Source organism: uncultured Tissierella sp. (assembly GCF_902479755.1).
Lineage (GTDB): Bacteria > Bacillota > Clostridia > Tissierellales > Tissierellaceae > Tissierella > Tissierella carlieri.
In genome coordinates this window covers 27,644-49,594 of record NZ_CABSQO010000002.1, presented here as the reverse complement: position 1 = coordinate 49,594, position 21,951 = coordinate 27,644, and the positions used below count along the sequence as shown (strand labels likewise).

21 protein-coding genes and 1 tRNA gene are annotated in these 21,951 nt (G+C 29.9%); 5 read left to right on the top strand and 17 right to left on the bottom strand.

Annotated features, from left to right (window positions below; genetic code table 11):
* The 7 genes from RDK80_RS01870 to RDK80_RS01840 all read right to left on the bottom strand — a co-directional run bounded on the left by RDK80_RS01870 (window position 1) and on the right by RDK80_RS01840 (window position 4,571).
* On the bottom strand, window positions 1-909 hold the full coding sequence (locus RDK80_RS01870; RefSeq protein WP_308523325.1) for a sigma-70 family RNA polymerase sigma factor: 909 nt from the start codon (window positions 907-909) through the stop codon (window positions 1-3).
* A 62-nt stretch (window positions 910-971) separates the two neighbouring features.
* The gene (locus RDK80_RS01865; RefSeq protein WP_308523324.1) at window positions 972-1,595 is read right to left on the bottom strand and encodes a hypothetical protein; all 624 of its coding nucleotides are present in this window, start codon (window positions 1,593-1,595) and stop codon (window positions 972-974) included.
* A gap of 19 nt (window positions 1,596-1,614) precedes the next feature.
* Window positions 1,615-2,919, bottom strand: a complete 1,305-nt coding sequence (locus RDK80_RS01860; RefSeq protein WP_308523323.1) for a DnaB-like helicase C-terminal domain-containing protein — start codon at window positions 2,917-2,919, stop codon at window positions 1,615-1,617.
* Window positions 2,916-3,659, bottom strand: a complete 744-nt coding sequence (locus RDK80_RS01855) for a replication protein (protein WP_308523322.1) — start codon at window positions 3,657-3,659, stop codon at window positions 2,916-2,918. The genes RDK80_RS01860 and RDK80_RS01855 overlap by 4 nt, the downstream gene beginning before the upstream one ends.
* On the bottom strand, window positions 3,656-3,874 hold the full coding sequence (locus RDK80_RS01850) for a hypothetical protein (RefSeq protein WP_308523321.1): 219 nt from the start codon (window positions 3,872-3,874) through the stop codon (window positions 3,656-3,658). Before RDK80_RS01850 ends, RDK80_RS01855 begins: the two co-directional genes overlap by 4 nt.
* 13 nt (window positions 3,875-3,887) lie before the next feature.
* The gene (locus RDK80_RS01845) at window positions 3,888-4,118 is read right to left on the bottom strand and encodes a hypothetical protein (RefSeq protein WP_308523320.1); all 231 of its coding nucleotides are present in this window, start codon (window positions 4,116-4,118) and stop codon (window positions 3,888-3,890) included.
* A 255-nt stretch (window positions 4,119-4,373) separates the two neighbouring features.
* A complete protein-coding gene (locus tag RDK80_RS01840) occupies window positions 4,374-4,571 on the bottom strand; it encodes a helix-turn-helix transcriptional regulator (RefSeq protein WP_308523319.1) in 198 nt (65 codons plus the stop codon).
* A gap of 148 nt (window positions 4,572-4,719) precedes the next feature.
* Between RDK80_RS01840 and RDK80_RS01835 the strand changes: the two genes are divergently transcribed.
* Window positions 4,720-5,202: a helix-turn-helix transcriptional regulator gene (locus RDK80_RS01835; RefSeq protein WP_308523318.1), complete on the top strand. Its 483-nt coding sequence runs from the start codon at window positions 4,720-4,722 to the stop codon at window positions 5,200-5,202.
* A gap of 21 nt (window positions 5,203-5,223) precedes the next feature.
* On the top strand, window positions 5,224-6,513 hold the full coding sequence (gene xerC / locus RDK80_RS01830; protein ID WP_308523317.1) for a site-specific integrase: 1,290 nt from the start codon (window positions 5,224-5,226) through the stop codon (window positions 6,511-6,513).
* Between the two features lie 111 nt (window positions 6,514-6,624).
* Here xerC and RDK80_RS01825 read toward each other — a convergent pair.
* Both RDK80_RS01825 and RDK80_RS01820 read right to left on the bottom strand, forming a co-directional pair.
* A tRNA-Lys gene (locus RDK80_RS01825) sits at window positions 6,625-6,700 on the bottom strand.
* Between the two features lie 111 nt (window positions 6,701-6,811).
* The gene (locus RDK80_RS01820) at window positions 6,812-7,681 is read right to left on the bottom strand and encodes a DegV family protein (RefSeq protein WP_308523316.1); all 870 of its coding nucleotides are present in this window, start codon (window positions 7,679-7,681) and stop codon (window positions 6,812-6,814) included.
* Between the two features lie 391 nt (window positions 7,682-8,072).
* Here RDK80_RS01820 and RDK80_RS01815 point away from each other — a divergent pair, with 391 nt between their 5' ends.
* Window positions 8,073-8,846 (top strand): ZIP family metal transporter, encoded by a 774-nt coding sequence (locus RDK80_RS01815; protein ID WP_216556846.1) that lies wholly within the window; start codon window positions 8,073-8,075, stop codon window positions 8,844-8,846.
* 36 nt (window positions 8,847-8,882) lie between these two features.
* Here RDK80_RS01815 and RDK80_RS01810 read toward each other — a convergent pair whose 3' ends face one another.
* The gene (locus RDK80_RS01810; RefSeq protein WP_158220201.1) at window positions 8,883-9,071 is read right to left on the bottom strand and encodes an aspartyl-phosphate phosphatase Spo0E family protein; all 189 of its coding nucleotides are present in this window, start codon (window positions 9,069-9,071) and stop codon (window positions 8,883-8,885) included.
* A gap of 252 nt (window positions 9,072-9,323) precedes the next feature.
* On the opposite strand from RDK80_RS01810, the gene pepT reads away from it, so the two are divergent.
* Window positions 9,324-10,556 (top strand): peptidase T, encoded by a 1,233-nt coding sequence (pepT, locus tag RDK80_RS01805; RefSeq protein ID WP_308523315.1) that lies wholly within the window; start codon window positions 9,324-9,326, stop codon window positions 10,554-10,556.
* 24 nt (window positions 10,557-10,580) lie between these two features.
* On the opposite strand, the gene RDK80_RS01800 is transcribed toward pepT, so the two are convergent.
* The 6 genes from RDK80_RS01800 to RDK80_RS01775 form a co-directional block, all read right to left on the bottom strand.
* Complete coding sequence (locus RDK80_RS01800) at window positions 10,581-11,423, bottom strand: aminotransferase class IV (protein WP_216556842.1); 843 nt, start codon at window positions 11,421-11,423, stop codon at window positions 10,581-10,583.
* A gap of 20 nt (window positions 11,424-11,443) precedes the next feature.
* On the bottom strand, window positions 11,444-12,391 hold the full coding sequence (locus RDK80_RS01795) for a hypothetical protein (RefSeq protein WP_216556840.1): 948 nt from the start codon (window positions 12,389-12,391) through the stop codon (window positions 11,444-11,446).
* A gap of 115 nt (window positions 12,392-12,506) precedes the next feature.
* Window positions 12,507-13,964: a cardiolipin synthase gene (gene cls / locus RDK80_RS01790; RefSeq protein ID WP_216556838.1), complete on the bottom strand. Its 1,458-nt coding sequence runs from the start codon at window positions 13,962-13,964 to the stop codon at window positions 12,507-12,509.
* A gap of 16 nt (window positions 13,965-13,980) precedes the next feature.
* Complete coding sequence (typA, locus tag RDK80_RS01785; protein ID WP_308523314.1) at window positions 13,981-15,807, bottom strand: translational GTPase TypA; 1,827 nt, start codon at window positions 15,805-15,807, stop codon at window positions 13,981-13,983.
* 359 nt (window positions 15,808-16,166) lie between these two features.
* Window positions 16,167-17,522 (bottom strand): lanthionine synthetase C family protein, encoded by a 1,356-nt coding sequence (locus tag RDK80_RS01780; RefSeq protein ID WP_216556835.1) that lies wholly within the window; start codon window positions 17,520-17,522, stop codon window positions 16,167-16,169.
* 712 nt (window positions 17,523-18,234) lie between these two features.
* On the bottom strand, window positions 18,235-18,378 hold the full coding sequence (locus RDK80_RS01775; protein ID WP_216556833.1) for a hypothetical protein: 144 nt from the start codon (window positions 18,376-18,378) through the stop codon (window positions 18,235-18,237).
* Between the two features lie 139 nt (window positions 18,379-18,517).
* On the opposite strand from RDK80_RS01775, the gene RDK80_RS01770 reads away from it, so the two are divergent.
* On the top strand, window positions 18,518-19,432 hold the full coding sequence (locus RDK80_RS01770; protein ID WP_216556831.1) for a helix-turn-helix domain-containing protein: 915 nt from the start codon (window positions 18,518-18,520) through the stop codon (window positions 19,430-19,432).
* A 409-nt stretch (window positions 19,433-19,841) separates the two neighbouring features.
* Here the strand turns inward: RDK80_RS01770 and RDK80_RS01765 are convergent, their stop codons facing one another.
* Complete coding sequence (locus RDK80_RS01765; protein WP_216556829.1) at window positions 19,842-21,944, bottom strand: S-layer homology domain-containing protein; 2,103 nt, start codon at window positions 21,942-21,944, stop codon at window positions 19,842-19,844.
* Between the last annotated feature and the right edge of the window lie 7 nt (window positions 21,945-21,951).

Here is a 21,951-nt window from a genome sequence, read left to right as displayed (position 1 = left end):
TTAATTTTGTCTTTTAATCTTATTAAATAGTTCTTCTCTTTCTAGGACTATGCGCTCTACTGGTGAAGTTCTTAATCCACCTGTAACTCTAGGTTCACTATAATCAATACTTCTAATCCAAGTTGTCCTATTATCTAATTCTCTTATAAAATTACTTTGCCTTACTACTCTTAACCCTTTATTTCTAGCCTCCCTTACTCGCTCAATACTTTTATTATACTTTTCTCCTATTTCTTTAAGAGTATGTTCAGGGCAATCTAGGCCATAAAATAGCCTTATACTTTCAAATTCTAATTCTGGTATTTTGTCTTTAAATTCTTCTTTGAATTGCTCTATAAAAACTTTACTTTCTATGAACTCTTCTATTAAAGGACCATCATCAGAAATAGTATCTTCTAAGGTCATGTCATTTTCTTCACCTCTTAGAATCGTATTTAAAGATATAGGATCATCAATTAAGTTAATTATTTCGATTACCTTGTTATAAGCTAAATCCATTTCTAAAGCCATTTCCTCAGGAGTTGGCTCTCTACCCAATTCTTTTTCTAATTCACTAAACTTCCGCTTGTATTGATTAACTAGTTGTACCATATAAGAAGGAATTCTAATTGTATGCCCAGTATTTGTAATAGACCTTAATATACTTCCACTTATATGGATTACTGCATAATTACTAAAAGAACCTTTCTTAGGGTCATAATCGTCAATAGCATTAATTAATCCTATAACTCCTTCTTGAAATAGATCTTCTGACTCCCTCCCTGGCTTATCAACTGCATATTTCTTAGAAATCCAATTTACCAATCTAAGGTTGTGTAATATTAATTTTTCTTTAATTTTAGGGTCATCTTTCTTTTTTAGCAATTCTAATTGCTTTAATTCACTTAAAGGCTTTTCTAATTCAATCATTACAGCCCCCTTAACATTAAGTTAATATATTGGAATTAATATTATTTTTGTAAGACATCTTCCTATTTAACTACCTTTAAATATCTTGGTCTTCTCTTGGTCATTCTTACTGTCTTGCCTTTATCGTTAATAAAAAACTCTTGGCCATTTGATCCTGTATGCAACTCTTGTGTCTTTATTCCCATAATGTCCGCAAATTCCTGCCCTATTGAAGGGTAACCATCAAACTGCCTTAACTTACTTAAAGCTAACATAGATTTTATATTAAAATTTTCAATATCTTTATTTGTATACTCCCATAAAAACATTAAAGGATCTTCTTTTTCTCCTATAGGCACATTAGGGTCTAATGTATTAATGTAATCCCTTGTATAGAAGTAATCTTTAGTCTGATATTTATCACCATCATAATCTTTAGTTATAGGGAACATTTCCACAAACTCACTAGGTTCTAGTAACCCAACTAATGATTTAATAATACTGATAAGTTGAAAATCTAATTCAGCCTGTTCTCTTGTTGTATCTTCTCTAACTGAATTTGTAACTACATACTTTACCCCATAAAATACAAGTTTTTGAATACACTTTCTTCTATTTACCATATCTGGATTTTGTGTATATTCTTTTAAAACTCTATCCCATGCTTTTAAATAGAGATAATTTTTAACCTCGTTATTTTTCCTCATCTCACTCATCACCTTTCTCTTAACTTTTATCTATTTCTATAAACTTCATAATCTCAGGTGCTTTAATTGCATCTATAGTTCCTACTGGCCCGTTCCTTTGCTTTTCAATTATGAGTTGGCTTAATTTCCGGTTGTTATCTTCCAGTGCCTTAAAGAATCCGTTACTGTATATCCCATTTTTTATTAAGTTATCTATGTCTTTTCCATTAGGCTCGTGTAGGAATATGATGTTATCTGAGTCTTGCTCTATGGCTCCTGATTCTCTTAAATCTGCCATAGATGGTCTATTACCTTCTGCATTTCTATTTAACTGAGATAAAATTACTATAGGTATCTTAAACTCTAATGTCATAAGCTTTAAATCTCTTGTTATAGTTGCAACCTCTTGTTCTCTGCTGTAATGCTTTTCTGATGATCTTAAGAGTTGAAGATAGTCTATAACCACCAAATCAGGTTTATGTTTTCTTAATTTAGTTCTTATGTGCTGAATGGTCCTGCTAGTTTTATCTAGTAAAAAATTATCTATTGAATTTTCATTTGCTGTATTGTAGACATTGGTCCATTCTTTATCACTCTCAATATTGCCTGTCCTGAGTTTTGATAAATTTACCTTCGCACTAGATGAAATAATCCTTTCGCATAATTGAGTTACTGACATCTCTAGTGATGTGTACATAACCTTTCTTTTCTTCTTTGCTATGTTCTGAGCTATTTGCATACCTAGGATTGTTTTTCCTACCCCTGGTCTTGCCCCTATAGTGGTTAATTCCTCTTGGTGTAACCCTGCGGTAGCTTCATCAAATTTAGGTATTCCAATGTAAAATGAAGTGTCCCCTCTATTCTCATATCTCTTTTGTAGTAACTCTATTGTCTCTAGCATGGCTTGTCCTAGTGTGACCACTTCATCATCTATTGTATCCTCTAACTCTTCTATTTCTCTCATAGCATTGTTTTTTATAGTATCCATATCTAATGTATTGTCTTTAGCCATCTGTATTATTTTATTTGCCTTATTAATTAATTTTCTTCGATTAGACTTATCTTTTAGGACCTTTATGTTACTTTCTACATTTGCTGTACTGGCAATAATATCTGTTATATTCGCTATAGTTGATATTGGAATACTTGTCCTTTTGTGAACTGTAAATAAATCAATGTCTTGTTTGGCAGCTGTTAGATCATGCATAGCCTTTATTACTTTTCTATTGGTAGCATCTAGAAAATCATCTTCCTTTAGTCTTGGAAGTAAATCTATGGCTGATTTATCTATTATTAGACTTCCTATTATCTGCATTTCTAATATTAAATCATCATTTGAAATCATAATCTCTTATCACTTCCTCGCCAATTACTATCATCCAAAGGCTCTACTACTGCCTCTTTATAATTTTCATCTAAATAATCAACATATCCACTATTAAAGAATGTGCTTCCGTTTTGATATTTTAAATCTGTGAAGCCTTTTTCTCTTTCTACTTTTACATAATTAATATATCTACTGATACACCTTTTAAATTCATCGCCTAATATATATAATTCTTTTTTCCTAGTATCAGATATTTTCCCCTTCCCTACTTTAGATGGGTATAAACTCCAAAGTTCTTCAAAGAATGTACTATATATTTCTTTAGTATTTTCTTTTTTCTTTATTTGGTTAGCTAATTCGCTAACTGTTGTATTAGCTTTTTCGCTAACTGTATGATTATCGGTTTCGCTTACTGTTAACTTTTTAGTTAACTGTTCACTATTTAGCCAACTGTTATAATTCTTATTTAGTGCCATCATTCTAGATTTATTAAAACTAGCTTCAGATACTACTGTTATTATTTTTCTATCTATCAGTGAAGTAAGCTCTCTTTGTATTTGCATTTTATGAATATTAGTAGCAATGGATATAAAATTTAGAGACATTTCATGCTCTTTCCTCTGGTATCCATCTGTTTGCCTAATTACTACATCAATAATTCTTCTCTGTGTCCCGTTTAAATCAGTTCTTGCCAATGCTTCTAATATTTCATTCGCTATTCTCGTATATCCATTTTGAAGTTGTACATCATTAGTCATTCCCCTCTTCCCCTATACTTCTTACGGAATCTCTTTCTTACCAATTCAAGAGCTTTATAATGGATATCTTTATTCTTTCTAATAGCTTCATTCAATATTATTTTTTCATCACATGAAGTTCTATCAGGATACATATAATAATTTGCAACTTTATTTATAAGAACAAGTTCATGAGTTAATTTTAAATCTTCTTTACTTAAAATAATCTTATCCATTTATTTCACCCCATTACTTTACCTTCCTTAACACACCATAATCCGTTGGCTCTTCTTGTGTAATGCTATTAAGTATCATATTGTTTATATGACTCTCTAATATCTCAATATCAAATATAATCCTACCTCTTGGTCCACCTACTCTAAAATGAGGATATTTTCCTGCAATTGCTCCAGTTCTAAGTTCCCACTCACTTAGTCCTGTTATTCTTGAAGCTTCTTTTAATCCTACTCGTTTTCGCATATCTTCACCCTCTTTTGCTTCCCTATAATTCCATTAATAGCTTCAAATGGTGTCGGATCATTTATGCCAAATTCATTTTTTTTTATTTAACCTTCTCTCAATAGCTGAATTTATTCTCTTTTGCTTTTGTTTCTTTCTAAGCTCTGTTCTATCTATTGACATTACAAATAACCCCCTTTTCTAGTGGTATGTTCACACTCTCTAGGTATAACTTAAGAATCTTCTAATTTTCTTTTTAGTGAATATAGTTTTTTACTATTCGTAACTGAAAAACAATTCATCTACAGGAGCTTCTAATTCTTCTGAAATTCTTTTCATAACTTCATAGCTGGGATTAGACTTCCCTCTTTCGTAATCAGATACAGATTGATTGGTAATCCCTACGCGTTCAGCTAATTCTTTTTGGGACAAATTCTTTTCTATCCTCTTTATTATTAAGAATTTTCTCTTCATTTTCTCACCTCCAATGCGCACTTATGTTTCGTATTAATTATAGTATACGCTCTTTTAATTCGCATGTCAAGTATTTATTTTTAATATGTGTACTTTTATTTCATATTGTGCTATAATCATAATAAATAAACAAAGAAAAGGTGATAATATGGGATTAGGTGAAAACATTAAGAAATATAGAAAAGCAAAAAAAATAACACAATCTGAATTAGCTGAATTAATTGAAAAGTCTTTAAGAATGGTTCAAAAATATGAAGCCAATGATGTTACTCCATCATTAGAAATTATTGGTGATATTGCCAAAGCTTTAGATGTCGAAAGATGGGATTTATTAATAGGATCTCCGGACGGGAAAACTGCAAAGGAACATAGGGAAGATGCTATAGAAAAAATGCTTAGTGACTTTAAAATATTATTGAGTAAGGTAGGTTATGATTTATCGGACTATGGTGATAAATATTTCTTTTCCTCATATGATGATGAAATAATTATAAATAAAGATGAGTTAATTGATATGCATGACACCGTTATGGACTATGTTAAATTCACAGTTGATAGGTCTTATAATAAACTTAATGATGATAAACACAAGTCAACTCTCGAAGAAATAAATATTGTTGATGAGCCATAAATACAAAAGGAGGATTAACCAGTGGCTACCATAGAAAAAAGAGGTAATAGCTATAGGGTATCGGTATCAGATGGCTATGATTCTGCCGGTAAGAAGATACTAAGGAGAAAGTCATTTAAAAGACCTGACGATATGACCGATAAGAAATGGGAAAAAGAAATTAATAGACTAGCATTAAAATTTGAAACGGAAGTATTAAGAGGCCTTCATATAGATTCCAGCTCTACTCTAGAGGAATATTCTGATAGATGGCTTAAGGAATATGGAGAAGCTCAACTACAACCTAAGACATTAGAATCTTATAAAAGTGAATTAAACGGTAAGATATTGCCTGCTCTAGGCCATATAAAACTAGATAAGTTAACCCCAGTACGAATACTATCTTTTTTAAATAATCTAATGGAAGATGGTATTAGGAAAGATGGTAGACCAGGTGGTTATTCTGATAGGACTATTAAGTACCAATGGCAGATATTAAGCTCCATGCTCCAACAAGCTGTGTACTGGCAGATACTTCCTGATAATCCTTGTAAAAGGGTTAAAGTCCCTAAGAACATTAATAATAAAAAAGAATTTAGTAATGCTAAAATAGAAAGTTTTAACGAGGATCAAGTTACTACCCTATTAGAAATAATTAAAGATGAAGCTCTTAAATATCAAGTAGCTTTTAATATTGCTTTATTCTGCGGTTTAAGAAATGGAGAAATACTTGGCTTGACTTGGAATGATATTGACTTTGAAAATAGAACTTTAAGTGTAAACAAGTCTAGAAGCTATATAGTAGGTCAAGGAATGATTACAAAGGTTCCTAAGAACAATAGCTCCATAAGGGTAGTAGGTATACCAGATATGCTCATAAGGCTTCTAAAAGAGTATAAGCTATGGCAGAATGGAGAAAAAGCAACCTGTGGTACTCTATGGACCCTAGAATGGGAGAAAGAACCTTGGCTATTAACTCAATGGAATGGTGAAGGAATGTCCTATAATAGGCTTACTAAGTGGTTATTAGAAGTAATAAGAAGGTATAATGATGGAATATTAAATGATGAAGCTATATCAGATGAAGATAGAAATAAGTATCTATTACCTGAATTGAGTTTCCATAAGCTAAGACATACATCAGCTACACTATTAATTAGCAACAATACAGATATCAGAACAGTATCAGCAAGGTTGGGCCATGCTCAAACTTCTACAACAATGAATATATATGTTCATGGATTGAAATCTGCAGATGATAAAGCTACAGATATGCTAAACAATTTATTCGATAAAAAAAATGAAAATATTAATATAAATAAAAATGCTTAGAGATGGATTAAAACCCCATCTTTTTTTATTAGTTCCCATTTAGTACCCATTTTAGGGTTTTTGGCATTAAAAAAGACCTACAAGAAAACCTTGTAAGCCTTTATATTACTTTGGTGCACCTTCAGGGACTCGAACCCTGGACCCACTGATTAAGAGTCAGTTGCTCTACCAACTGAGCTAAAGGTGCATATGTTTTTTTCAACATTTATTATTATACTACCTTCATTTATATTTGTCCATAGTTTTATAATAAAAAAAACTAAATAAGAAAATATTTTCTTATTTAGTTTTAGATTCTTTAGTTCTCGTAATTTTCTCTCAAGAAAAATAAAGCTATTGTACCTGGACCAGAATGTGCACCTATTGATGCACCTATCATATTAATGACAAATTTTTCAGCTCCAAATCTTTCAGTAATTAACTCTTTTAGTTTCAAAGCTCCCTCCAGATCATCTCCATGAGTAATTCCTATTATTTGTTCACTTAGATTTGCATTTTTTGTTCTATCTTCCATTAGATCTAGCATACATTTAAATACCTTATGTCTACCCCTTACCTTTTCTAAGGGAACTAGCTTCCCGTCTGCAACATGAAGCACAGGTTTAATATTTAACAACCCTCCTACAAAAGCCTGAACTCTTGATACTCTTCCACCTCTAAATAAATATTCTATATCATCTACTGTAAAGATATGTTCAATATTTTCTTTATAAAATTCAATCGCTTTTAATATCTCCTCTTTACTTTTACCTTCCTTTGCCAATTTTGCTGCTTGTAAAACTATGAGTCCAAAACCACCTGAAGCTGCTTTTGTATCTACTATATCTAAATCAAAATTTGGATACTCTTCAAGTATTGATTTTCTTACAAATAAAGAAGTTTGATAAGTTCCTGATAATCCAGATGAAAAAGCTATGTAGATGATACTATCTCCATTTTTTGCATATTCTGAGAACTTATCACTAAATGCGTTTGGCGGTATTTGTGCAGTCTTATACGTTTGACCATTTCTCATATCTTCATATACTTTTTTTGGTGTTATTGTAACATTATCTAGATATTCTTCATCCCCCTTAATTACGATTATAGGTAAAATATCTATATTATATTCTTCTATTATTTCTTTTGACAAATCACAGGCACTGTCACTTAATATTTTTATTGACATTTTATTACCTCCCTTTCCCATATAATATTATACACTATTATATTCATAGATTTAACATAAAAATGAAAATAATGGCATATATTTTTTATTTTTAAAATAGATTATAATACTATTATTTTAAGGAGTTGGTCTTATGAAATTATTCTTTATTAAGAAAAAGACTTTATTTTGGATAATTGCAATATTACTTTTAATAATTGTTTTCTTCATAGGGATTCCTTTTTTAGTTTAGGCCTTGACTTAAGAAATATACATTCTTATACTTAATATATAAAAGGATTCTATTGAACACAAATATATTAAGGAATCCTTTTATGAAACCCATCTAGACAGAAAGCTTACATAAAATAAAAATAAGACTTTCCTATGGGTTATAAAAGGAGGATTATGAATGGGTCTATTGGAGAACACTTTTATATTAGGTATTTTAGCTAGTTTAGTAGCTGGTGTAATGACAGGTGTAGGAGCGATACCTATATTTTTTACAAAGAATATTTCTGAAAAAATGTTAGATACTTTACTTGGCTTTGCTGCTGGCGTAATGTTAGCCGCTACTTCTTTTTCCCTTATAGTTCCTAGTTTAGAAGCTTCAGGTGGCGGAATAAAAGGCGCACTAATAACTGGTTTAGGTATTTTAGTGGGTTCTGTCTTTCTTGATTTAACAGATAAATACTCTCCTCATGTACATCTACTAGATAAAAGAGTAGAAGGATCTAGCACATCTTTAAAAAAGATTTGGCTCTTTATTATTGCAATAACTCTACATAACTTTCCTGAAGGATTGGCCGTTGGTGTTGGCTTTGGTGATGATAACATAAAAAATGGTTTATCTATAGCCCTCGGCATCGGTCTTCAGAATATGCCAGAAGGCTTAGCCGTGGCTCTAGCTTTGGTTAGAGAAAAATATGATGTTAAGAAAGCTTTTTTGATTGCATTACTAACGGGTTTAGTAGAACCTGTCGGCGGATTATTGGGAATTGGACTTGTATCTATTTTTAAACCTATACTTCCATTTATATTGGCCTTTGCAGCTGGTGCAATGTTATTCGTTATATCTGATGAAATAATACCAGAGACTCATAATAACGGGTATGAAAGACAAGCAACATACGGAGTAGTTATTGGATTTATTATAATGATGATACTAGATGTTACTCTAGGATAAAAAAAACAGCAGATAATTTATCTGCTATTTTTTATCCTATGCTCCTAGTGAATAGTATTTACTTATAAGTTGATCTAATTCTTGACTATACCTTAGAATCCTATCTTTATCCAAACCTTCTGATACAATTTTATTGAGTTCCTCCCGCTTCTTTTGAATCTCTTCTTTTAATTCTTCTATGCTCATGCTCTTCTTCATGATTACTCCCTTTACCTCTCTTTTCATCTCATTACCATTACCCTTCTGGATACACATCTTCAATTTAATGCTTTATTGTAGTATACCCAATTTTATTATTTAAAAAACCTCTTTTGTATTTTTTTATAGTTAGCCTACTCTCACTCACTTGAACATTATAACACTTAGTAACATAAAACGAAATTAATTTTTTTTTAATCTTTCTACAAAATTCCACAATATATTGTTTTTTATATTGTATAATATAGATAATGTAAAATAAATATGGGAGGGAATATGATGAGTAAATTAATTGATAGGTTTTTACAATATGTTAAACATGAAACTACTTCAGATGAAAGTTCTACTTCAGTGCCTAGTACATCTAATCAACTTGAATTTGCTAAAATATTGGGGAGAGAATTAGAAGAAATTGGATTATCTGATGTATCCGTAGACGAAAATGGATACGTGATGGCTACCTTACCTTCAAATACTGAAAATAAGGCTCCAATCATAGGTTTTATAGCTCATATGGATACTAGCCCAGATATGTCAGGTAATAATGTGAAGCCTAAAATCATATCTAATTATAATGGTGAAGATATAGTATTAAATGATGAAGAAAATATTATTATGTCGACAAAAGATTTCCCTGATTTAAAAGATTATATCGGGCATGATTTAATCACTACTGATGGTACAACTTTATTGGGGGCTGACAATAAAGCTGGAATAGCTGAAATCATTACAGCGGTGGAATATTTAATTCAAAATCCACATATCCCTCATGGTACTGTAAAAATTGGATTTACTCCTGACGAAGAAATTGGTAGAGGTGCTGATTGTTTTGATGTAGAGAAATTCGGTGCAGACTTTGCTTATACTGTAGATGGAGGTCCAATAGGTGAGTTAGAATATGAGAACTTCAATGCTGCAACAGCTAAAATATATATTCAAGGTAGAAATGTTCATCCAGGCACAGCTAAAAACAAAATGATAAACTCTATATTAATAGCTAATGAGCTCAACTCTATGCTTCCTGTATATGAAAGGCCTGAATATACTGAGGGATATGAGGGATTTTATCATCTAATGGCTTTCAATGGCTCCGTTGAAAAAACAGAAATTGCATATATTATAAGAGATCATTCTATGGAAAAATTCGAAACCAAAAAGGAAACTTTAAAAAGAGCTGCAGAATTCTTGAATCATAAATATGGTGATATTATTACCTTGGAAATAAGTGATTCTTATTACAACATGAAGGAAAAAATTGAACCCGTTATGTATGTAATAGATATTGCTAAAAAAGCTATGGAAAATTTAGACATTAAACCTTTGATTAAACCTATTCGTGGAGGTACTGATGGAGCCAGACTTTCTTATATAGGATTACCTTGCCCTAACCTTTTCACAGGAGGACATAACTATCATGGTAGATTTGAATATATTCCTATATTCGCTATGGAAAAGTCAGTGGAGACTATCTTAAAAATAATAGAATTAGTACAAGAAATGCCCTTAGATTAATCTAAGGGCATTTGCCATTATTTTTTAAACCCATTCATTTCTATGTTTTAAAATATAATTCTCCACTTCTCTTATATATCCATTATTTATTTCTTTTATTATCTCATTATTAATAGAATTTAAGGATATATCGTCAATTCTTGAAATAGGTAATACATTTACGGAAGTTCCAGACATAAAACCTCCATCCAGTTTTTTTAAGTCCTCTATATGAATACTTTCCTCTACTATTCTAATATTTAATTTATTGCAAACATCAAAAATATGCTTTCTTGTAATACCTATTAGAACCTCTGATGCTTTGGCAGTATATACCTTATCACCCTTCACAAAAAACATATTAGAACGACTTCCCTCAGGTATATATCCTAGTTTATTCACCAGTAAAGCTTCAAATGCATTCTTTTCTTTTAAAGCTTTTGACACTTCTTCTTTAAAAGAAGTAAATAATACTTTTGCATTAGGATTATTTCTTTCATAGTGAAATAATATAGTATGAATTCCATTCTTATAATATTCTTCTGGTGGATAAAAGCTATCAATATTATAGACTAAAAACACCTTAGCCTTACCTTCAATTTCTGTAGATAAAAGCTTTATATTTAACTTGTCTATGTTGTTTTTTAAAATAAGACTTTTTATATCTTTTCTTATTTCTTGTTCATCTCTATCTATATTGTATCCTATTATGTTTGCAGAATCGAACATCCTATTTAAATGATCTTCTAGGAAAAGAGGTACACCATCAATTACCCTAATTACTTCATAAATAGGTGGTCTTTCTATCTTTTCAAAAATCTCCGCATTTTCTGTAGTATTAATCTGTCCATTTATAACATAATAATCTTTAATTGCTTCTGGTTTCATTTTTATCCCCCTTTTTATTTTTATTCCCCTAATTTCTCAAGACTTTTTATTATTATATCTTTTTTTATCTTGGTCAATTTTATGCTCTTTTCATTTAATGCATTTTTCATATCTATTATTGCTAAATTAATATTATCTAACATCTTTATTTTACTATCATTTTTTTCAAGCTTCAACCTAATTTTATTTGTTTCTTCCTCTAGATTTCCCAACATACTTGAGGCTTCAATATCTTTTCCCTCTAAAGCCTTTAAGTATGACTGATAAGTAGAATATTTTATTTTATTTATTTCTCCCCATATTTCATCTTTATATATTTCAAACATAGGAGCAAGATTTGACATACTCTGACTGCCATAATTGTAAATGCCTACAACTGTTCTATCTTCAATAGACTTAGTTAAAGCGTTTAAACTTTCTTTAAACTTTTCAGTTCTCTCTAAGGTTACCCCCTTTTTTACTCCTTCTACCTCATATTCATTCCACTTCTTATGAGTTTCTTCGATTTTCTTATCTATTTGTTCCCATGTACTTAAAAGTTTTTCTTCTCTACCCTCAGGCTTTTTTTGCTCTTTACTCTTGGCACCTTGAGATTGATCTCCAGGCTGACCTCCTTGATTACCCTGACTTCCACCACTTTTCCCTTGGTTTCCACCACTGTCTCCTTGAGTACCCATTGCTCCCCCTGTTTCATTTTTTATTTCAATAGTTTTCTCTATTTTGGCTTTCTCTTCTGCCCTAGCTCTCTCCAATTCAACTTTATTTACATCATAATCTGTTCCTTCTAATATACTTTCTACCTTTTCAGTTTCCTTCAATATATCCTGAAGCCCTTTACTTATATCTCCCAGTGCTTTAGGGGCTTTATCCTTTTTTTCGAATTTAACTGTCTGATTTCTCTGAGCTCTACAACCACTTAATGTAAATATCATTACTATAAATAATATATACCATTTAATCTTTTTCAAAATAATCACCTCTAGATTATTATCTCCAGAGGTGATTTTATTATAACCTATGTGAAAATTCTAATTAACCTTAATATAGTTTCTCAATAGAAGTCTTTTTTATAGTGATTTCTTATTAAAGAATAGGAGATAACAATCTAGAAAAAGACTCTTTTACTTTTACAATTCCACTTCTGTTATTATATTCTTCTAATGTAACTTCTTTACAATATTGTAAATCATCTAAAAATTTATCTGTTAATTTTAAATTTATAGATTCATCATATAAAAATGCATTAACTTCAAAATTTAATTTAAAACTTCGAATATCTAGGTTCGCAGTCCCAATAGAAGAAACAAAATCATCCATTAAAACTACTTTTGAATGAAGAAAACCTTTTTCATAGGTATAAAACTTTACTCCAGCCTGTAAGAGCTCACCAATATAACTCATACTAGCCCAATAGACAAAGGGATGATCAGGTTTACATGGTATCATTACTCTAACATCTAAACCAGATAATCCTGCAAGCTTTAGCGCTTCAAATATACTATCATCAGGTATAAAATATGGGGTCTCAATATAAACCTTTTCTCTTGCATTGGAAATCATCTTAAGATATCCATCTTTTATGCTAGGCCATTTTGAGTCTGGTCCTGATGATACTATTTGTATTCCTGTATCGCCTAAAGAATCTTCTTCTGCAAGATATGTTTGACACTGAGTTATTTCCTTACCAGTAGCAAATCTCCAATCTAAAAAAAATCTCCATTGAAGAGAAGATATGGCAGATCCTTTTATTTTAATATGAGTATCACGCCAATATCCAAATTTTTTTGATAATCCTATATACTCATCACCTACATTAAATCCTCCTACAAATGCCTCTCTTCCATCAATTATACATATTTTTCTATGGTTTCTATAATTAATTCTAAGGCTTACTAAGGGCACAAATGGGGGGAAAAACACCCCAAATTCTGCTCCTGATTCTTTTAGTTGATTAATATATTTTTTTGAAAATTTTCGACCGCCCATTCCATCAACAAGAAGTTTTACTTCAACACCTTCACGGGCTTTTTTACATAATGATTCTATCACTTTTTTTCCTAATCCATCAGATTTAAAAATATAGTATTGTAAATGAATATAATGTTTTGCATTATGAATTCCATCTAATAATGCCCTAAATTTATCTTCCCCATCAAAATATATTTCAACATTGTTATCTTGTGTAAAAAATGATTCTGAACTAATTAAATGCATTTTTATTAGATCCTCATATTTAATATAATTAGGATCTCGATACCTATATTCATCTTTATCCATTTGTTTCTCTTGAACTAATACAATATCACGAAAGCAATAATCTTCCTCTTCCTTGGTTTTAAATAGTTTCTTTTTACTTAAATCCTGACCAATAAATAAATATAGAATAAAGCCTATGCCAGGTAAAAAAGTTAAAACCATAAGCCATAGCCATGTCGAGGTGGGATTCCTTCTTTCAAAAAATACAAGTAAAATAGCAAATAGAATATTTAACCATAATATATTTCTAAATACCCATCCATAAGATGTAAATAGGAAATCCATAATATCCCCCTAGAAACTAATTATTTTTCTTTGATTTATACCTTTTAGTACTATCTAATATTTTCTTTCTTATTCTAAAGTTAAGTGGTGTTACCTCTATTAATTCATCATCTTCAATAAATTCCAAAGCTTCCTCTAGTGACATATCTTTAGCTGGAGAAAGTCTTAAAGCCTCATCTGATCCTGAAGCTCTAATATTAGATTGTTGTTTCTTTCTACATACATTTACATCTATATCCAATCCTTTGGGATTAGCACCTACTATCATTCCAGTATATACTTGAATACCAGCTCCTATAAATAATATACCCCTTTCTTGAGCAGAATAAAGCCCATATGCAGTAGATTCTCCTGTTTCAAAGGAAATAATTGAACCTACCTTTCTTTTAGGAATCTCACCTTTATAAAGAGCATAACCATCAAACACAGAATTAAGTATACCATTACCCTTGGTATCTGTCATAAACTCTTGTCTATAGCCTATAAGTCCTCTAGCAGGTATAAGGAATTCTAGCCTTGCATATCCTCCATTGGACTCAGTCATACTAACTAATTCTCCTTTTCTTTGCCCTAATTTTTCTATAACTGCTCCTACAAATTCATTGGATAAATCAATAGTTACTTTTTCCATCGGCTCCATTTTCTTACCATTTTCTTCTTTAAAGAGTACTTCTGGCTTAGATACTTGGAACTCATATCCTTCTCTTCTCATATTTTCAATTAGAACTGATAAGTGTAACTCTCCTCTGCCTGATACCTTAAAAGCATCTGTAGATTCGGTTTCTTCTACCCTAAGACTTACATCTGTTTGTAATTCCTTAAATAATCTATTTCTTACTTGTCTTGAAGTTACAAATTTTCCCTCTCTCCCTGCAAATGGACTATTGTTTACAGAAAATGTCATTGCAATAGTCGGTTCAGATATTTTGACGAAGGGTAATGGTTCTGGAGAATTAACATCACATATTGTATCTCCTATATGAATATCCTCTACTCCTGTTATGGCTATAATACTGCCTACTGTGGCAGACTCTACCTCTACTCTATTTAGTCCTTCAAACTTGTATACTTTAGATATCTTTACTTTTTCCTGCTTTTCAGGATATTCTTTATTTACTATAACTACTTCCTGATTAGTAGATATTTTGCCTCTTTCTATTTTACCTATACCTATTCTACCAATATATTCATTATAATCTATAGTAGATATAAGGACTTGAAGAGGTCCTTCTGTATCTCCTTCTGGTGCGGGTATATTGTCAATTACTGTCTTAAACAATATATCCATATTTTCTACATCTTCGTTATAATCTAAAGTAGCAGTTCCCTTTTTAGCTGAAGCAAAAACAAAAGGACAATCTAGATTCTTTTCATTTGCACCTAATTCAATAAATAAATCCAATACCTCATCAATTACTTCATTTGGTCTTGCTTCTGGCCTATCAATTTTATTGATGCACACTATAACCGGTAAATCTAGTTCAAAGGCTTTTTTTAAAACAAATTTTGTCTGAGGCATTGGTCCCTCAAAAGCATCAACTACTAGTATTACACCATTTACCATTTTAAGCACACGCTCTACCTCTCCACCAAAATCAGCGTGGCCTGGAGTATCTATAATATTAATTTTAATATCTTTGTAATATATAGCAGTATTCTTTGCTAGTATTGTAATACCTCTTTCTCTTTCTATATCATTGGAGTCCATTACCCTGTCCTCGACCACTTGGTTAGCTCTAAAAACTCCTGATTGCTTTAATAGACTATCAACTAAAGTTGTCTTTCCATGATCGACGTGAGCTATTATTGCAATATTTCTTATATCCTCTCTCTTAATATTCATACAACAGATCCTTTCATATTTAAAATTCTTGCATATAGTTTTTAACAAAATTCATTTTACCATACTTCAAAGATAAATCAAAATATATTATTCAATTTTATTAAAAAACTGGTATGATCCTTATATTAGATCATACCAATTTTTTAAATAATCTATCTATGCATTAGGCGATTAAGATACCAAGATTTTTAATATAGTAGTATGGCTAAGGCTGATATAAATTCTATAAGACTTAGTACTATAGAAAATACTGCATAAAGTCTTTATTAAACTTCTTTATAATTTTCTCCCTATACTTTCTAATCTTCTTTGCTTTTTTATTTAATTTAATATAGCTTTCCTTTTAATAAGAAATGTATTTATATAAGTAAATGCTTCATCCAGTTAGTTTCCATAGGTTTAACTATTGCTAACAGACTTAGTATTACTCCTATGGAACCCTGTAACAATGTTATCTTATCTTCTTCAATTATTTTATATGCTCCGTTGTCGACCTCTTTTGTATCTATGTTCATGAATCCGAATATAGAGTCCTCTTTATAAAAGTTTAGTAATATATTCTTCAGCTTGTTGATACATTTTATGTAATTAATACTTCCTGTATCCATGTACATTGCCTCCATAACTACTAATAATCCTGCATATCCATGACATACAGTTGGGGAGTTTAGCCTCCATTGATTTATATTCATTTTAGCTAGTCCATCTATTGCTTTTAGCGATAATATTATACTATCTTCATCATCCACTGCCTTTCCACCTAAATACATTGCTCTTGCTATTCCTGGGGAACCATAACACCAACTAGCTCTATTTGCTCCCATATTAACTCTTCTATTTACATAATCATCAAACCCTACTCTCTCAGGCCAATATACAAATTCTTTTTCATTAATACAGGAAAATGTTTTTAAGTCATTTAATATGTTTTTTATAGCTTTCTTCTGTCCTTCTACTTCTATTTCTTCATTAAGTCCAGTAGATAGAATTGATAATGGACCAGCTATTCCATGAGATAGTCCTAAATTGAAACTTCCATTAGTATAACACTCTCTTTCTTTCTGTGAATAATGATTATCTGGAGATAAATAATATCTTAACACCTTTTGTCCAAACACTTCTTTTTCTTCTGTTAGCATTATTAGATATCTAAATATATCTTCTATACACTTTCTTATCTTATCTTCATCTTTATAAAGTAGCAGATATGAAGCTACTCCTGCCATTCCTGCCATAGTATCAAAACTTTCAGCTTTTAAATCATCTATATCGGCTATTAATTTAGGTAATTCATCTTCTATTAAGGAAATTATCAACTTATTGAAGCTATCAATAAATCTCTTAAAATAACCTGTTGATTTATAAATTGAATTAATCCCATAACCTAGATCCGAAAGACCTCCAAATAGAGGAACCCTTAATTGACCTCTACTTCGAATTATTTGCCTAATCATTGTCATATACTTATAAGATAAATCTTCAATATCAATATCCTCACTTATCAACTCTTTAACTTCTCCTATAAATATACATATTGATGAATATATACTCACGATAGATTCACTATTGCCTTTATCAACAAGTAGTTCATTGAGTCTGTATGGATCTTTAATTATACCCACCATTTTATTTAAGGATTTCAGCAATACTACATTTGTATCTACATCTATAACTTTTTTTACTCTTTCTAACTCTAGATTATATAGTAGCTTCATTTAGGCAAGTCCATCCTTTCTGTATGTCAAATATTGAAAACTTGATATATTATTATCTACATAATATATCAAGTTTTGCCTCTTCCTAATAAATCTAATTAGCTAATCATTTTAATTAACTAATAACTTTATCTTTGTATATTAATTGTAAATTTAAGATTAAATATAGGTATACACACATTGTGTATATTCTTGTGGGACAATCATAACATTTATAATCACAGGTGGCACAAGTACCATAAGTTCATTTAAGCTATCACTGAATGTTTTACAATAAAAAAATAAAATGAATTTCAAATCTTATATTAGAAAATCCTCCAAAAATAGATCTTGGAAGACTTTGAGTTTGATTTTCTATTAATGTTTTTATCTTTATCATATATTGATATGATAATTCTTATATATCTATTTCCTTAGATGAAATTACTGAATATTTTTATCTTAAGTCAACTTATTCAAATTTTCTGACCCTTTAGCTACGTCTATTAATTTTAATATCCATTTATTCTTTCAAAATATTGTAATGTTAATATCTATTTATAGTCTATGTTATCAAATGAATTCACGATAATTCCCCCTAGTAATCTCCTTTCATATAAATCATAGACTTTATATTAAAATATCCGAGCTCTCTAATTTTCAGTATATATTTCAAAATTAATATGATAAATATTCTATTACTTTTTTATTCTTTGAGATTAATTATAGTTTCCTATATTAGCCTTTCTTGGCTATAGGCAAGCCATTCGATTTCGCCATCACCTTTAGCTATATATTTCGTAGATTTCCCATAGTTTAGTATAAATGCTGAAATCATAGTAAATAACATTATAACTGCTACTAAATTTTTTTTCATATATCAATCTCTCCTTTACTTTATTAACTCTTATCTATATACTATAAAATAAATAATTCTTTTTCAAGCGACTTTAATGTCGCTTTTACCATGTTGGTTCTGGAGAATAAACACAAATCTGGATTGGGAGGTGCTTTTCTTGAATTATAATCTTGATTTGTTTGGAAAAAAAATGGAACAAATACGAAAAAATTTAAATCTGACTCAAAAAAAAATATGCGAATTAGCAGGTATAGATTCAGTAACTATTCGAAGAATAGAAAATGGAAAAGTAGTACCCAAATTGGATACATTAGAAATATTATCTCCTATTTATAAACAGGATTTAATTAATTTATTATTAAAATATAGATTTGATGACTATTTAACTTTCTATGAAATTAAAAATAGATTAGAGTTCAAACTAGATAGTGTAGAATTTAATACTTTACATAATGAATTTAAAGAACTAAATATTTTATTATTGTCCACTAAAAATAACTATTATAAAGTAATTATTAAACAATTGATCTTATTTACAGAAGCTATTCTTCTATATAAAAATAATAGTGACATGGATAATAAAGCTCTTAATATGCTAATAGAGTCTCTTAAAATGACTACTCCCCGCTTTGACTTAAATGATTATAATTCATTTGTATATTCTTCTATGGAAATAAGAATATTGATGAATATTGCATTTATATTAAATAGGTTAAATCTTAAAGAAAAATATCTGGAGATAATGGAGTTTTGTTTCCAATCTACTGATATTAATGATGAAATTTATCCTAAACTATGTCACAATTTGGCTGGTGTTTATAGAAGAAACAAAGATTTTGAAAAAGCCTTGAAATTTTCTAACATAGGTATTAGGGTTTGCCAAGAAATAAGAAATCTGAATGGACTGAATCTCTTATATTATGGAAAAGGAATTGCTGAATTCCATCTTAAAAAATCTGAATATATACAATCTCTCAATGTTTCAATAACTTTATGTGAAGCCCTCGGCCAGAACAAACTTAAAGACGAAATTATAGAGAATTGTAGAGAAATTTTTGGTATTGATTTATAGTCATTAATGAACCTTCTATTTTTACCCATCACTTTTACTATATCTAGTAAGGATGATGGGCATATATTAATAATAATCTTTTATTCACTAAACACAGATCATGAGGGAATTCTTTAGTTTCCTTAACTCTATCATTCTCTTTTCTCATGTAATAAAAAATTAAATATATCTTTATCATTAGATACTGATTTAATATTTAATTAATTTATTTCATTAAATTATATCTTCATATCAAGAAAATAATATGTACTAAACCTATACAATATACAAATTTAATATTTTGTCTGACCATATCTTAAGATTCTATATGTTCTAATATTTTATATTTATCCGATTTTTAAATGATTAATTTTATATAATTTTTGAAATAGAAAAATCAGGTCTTAAATTTAAGACCTGATTTTTCTATTTATTGATTAAACATATAATTATAAATCATATTTGCTGCATCTTCCCTATTTAATTCATATTTTGGATTTATATTTCCCTCTCCATCTCCTGATATTATCTTTAATCCATAACCAATATTTATATATCCCTTTAGACCTTTCGATATGTCTTTATCGTCTTTAAAGATATCTTTATAAATACCATCTATCTCAGCTACTTTATCCATTCTCATTGCTCTAATTATATATTTTATAGCTTCCTCTTTGGTAACAATTTTATTTGGATTCTTTTCTCCTTCTTTCATATAACCTGCAGAGATAAATGATTTATATATCTCATCCTCAGTTATATTATCTGTTCTATATTGGTTCATTGATTTCCAAAGTATATATACAAAATCTTTTTGCTTTATTTTATCCTTTGGTTTAAATTCTTCCCCTTTGAAACCAATTCCATATTCAGCTAATGTTATTATTTTATCCTTAGCATAGGAACTATCTATATCCTTATAGGATATCGGTTTCATCTCTTCATATGGCTTTCCTGAGTAATCTAATATTTCTCCTGTTGTTCCAGATATTATTGCAGGTTTATTTTGATTCAATGCATATACTAGTTTGATTTCAAAATTTTGACCTTCTGTTTTAGTATGATCATAAGTCTTAGTATACATTAACTCCAAGCCAATCTTATCCCATAAGATTTCATAGGCATCATCTATCGGAATAAGTTTGTCCTTTGGTGGAAGGTTACCTTTGAACCAATCTAAATTATAAGAATATACTTCTGCTCCAACTCCATCTACTCCTACATGAATTCTATCATTTTCAACATATATATCTCCATCTTTTCTAATGAAATTGAAATTATAGGTTAGTTGATTTTCTTCTGTATATTGGTCTTCCATTAGCTCTATTTGATCTACTTTAATTGGCTGCATTTTCTTTATGAATTCTTTTGCAATATCCAAAGCTTTATCTTTACTTATCTTTGGCTTTGAATTCTCTCCATAGTTTATTCCTTTATTAAAATTTATAATTTCTCCTGTTTTGGCATCTAATCCTATATCCATATACAAGAGATTATCCTTTGATATTTCTTTATTAAAATATAAATACCAGTTAAAATCCCCTGGATTTTTATAATTATTATAAAGATTTTTTCCATTTAACTTATAACTAGAGTCTATATTTAATATTTCTCTGGCTTTTTTTTCTGCTGATTTTTCGTCCAATAATCCTGATAATTTATCAACAGATGCTTGTTCTTCTGGAGTAAGTCCTGCTCCCGAATCCATGGCCTTCGCATTTTCTTCAGCTCCATAATAAGGTCCATAATAACTTAAATTTATTTTTTTACCTGTGAAAGCATCAATCCCCTTACTTGGTCCAAATATTGAATATGCTAAATAGTAATCTTTTTCTTCTCCATTTATATGCATAGGTCTATAATAGTAATTATTAGTCTTATATATTGGTTTTATGCCTATTTCTCTTCTATATGCTTCCTTTCCCTTATCTAGGGTTATTACTTTTTCTGGTGAAGGGAACACTGCTTTTCTATCCCAACTAACATAATAGTGCCTAATCTCTCCAGTATATTTATTCACATTTACGGTAACTGAATTCTCTGGGAATTGTATGTCATTTACATAACGTTTAAAATTAAAATAGTATTGAGTATCCATAGAACTCGTTGGATAATTTTCTGGAATCAATTTAATTTCTTTTGCAATATCTGGGTCTACCTTAGCTATAAACTCTATAGCAAATTTTTGTGCTTCGTCTTTCGTGTAATTAGGTAATTTTGAACTTGGCTCCTCGTATACTGGCGGGTAGCTATCATAAAATATAATGTTACCATCACTATCAATATTAACGCTAATCGTATCTAGTTTTTCTCCAGAATCTACCCAATTTAAATAAAAATTAGTAACTCCATCATATGAGCTTACGTCAGATGTGAATTTATCATACTTGTCTGAAATATTAAATAGTTTCTTGCATTTGAGTATTGCTTCTTCTAGTTTTTTGTCATAATTATTTTCTCCATAAACTCTGCTAGGTATCAGTCCACTAATAATCACCATAGCAGTTAATAAAAGAATTGATACTTTCTTCACAATCGCA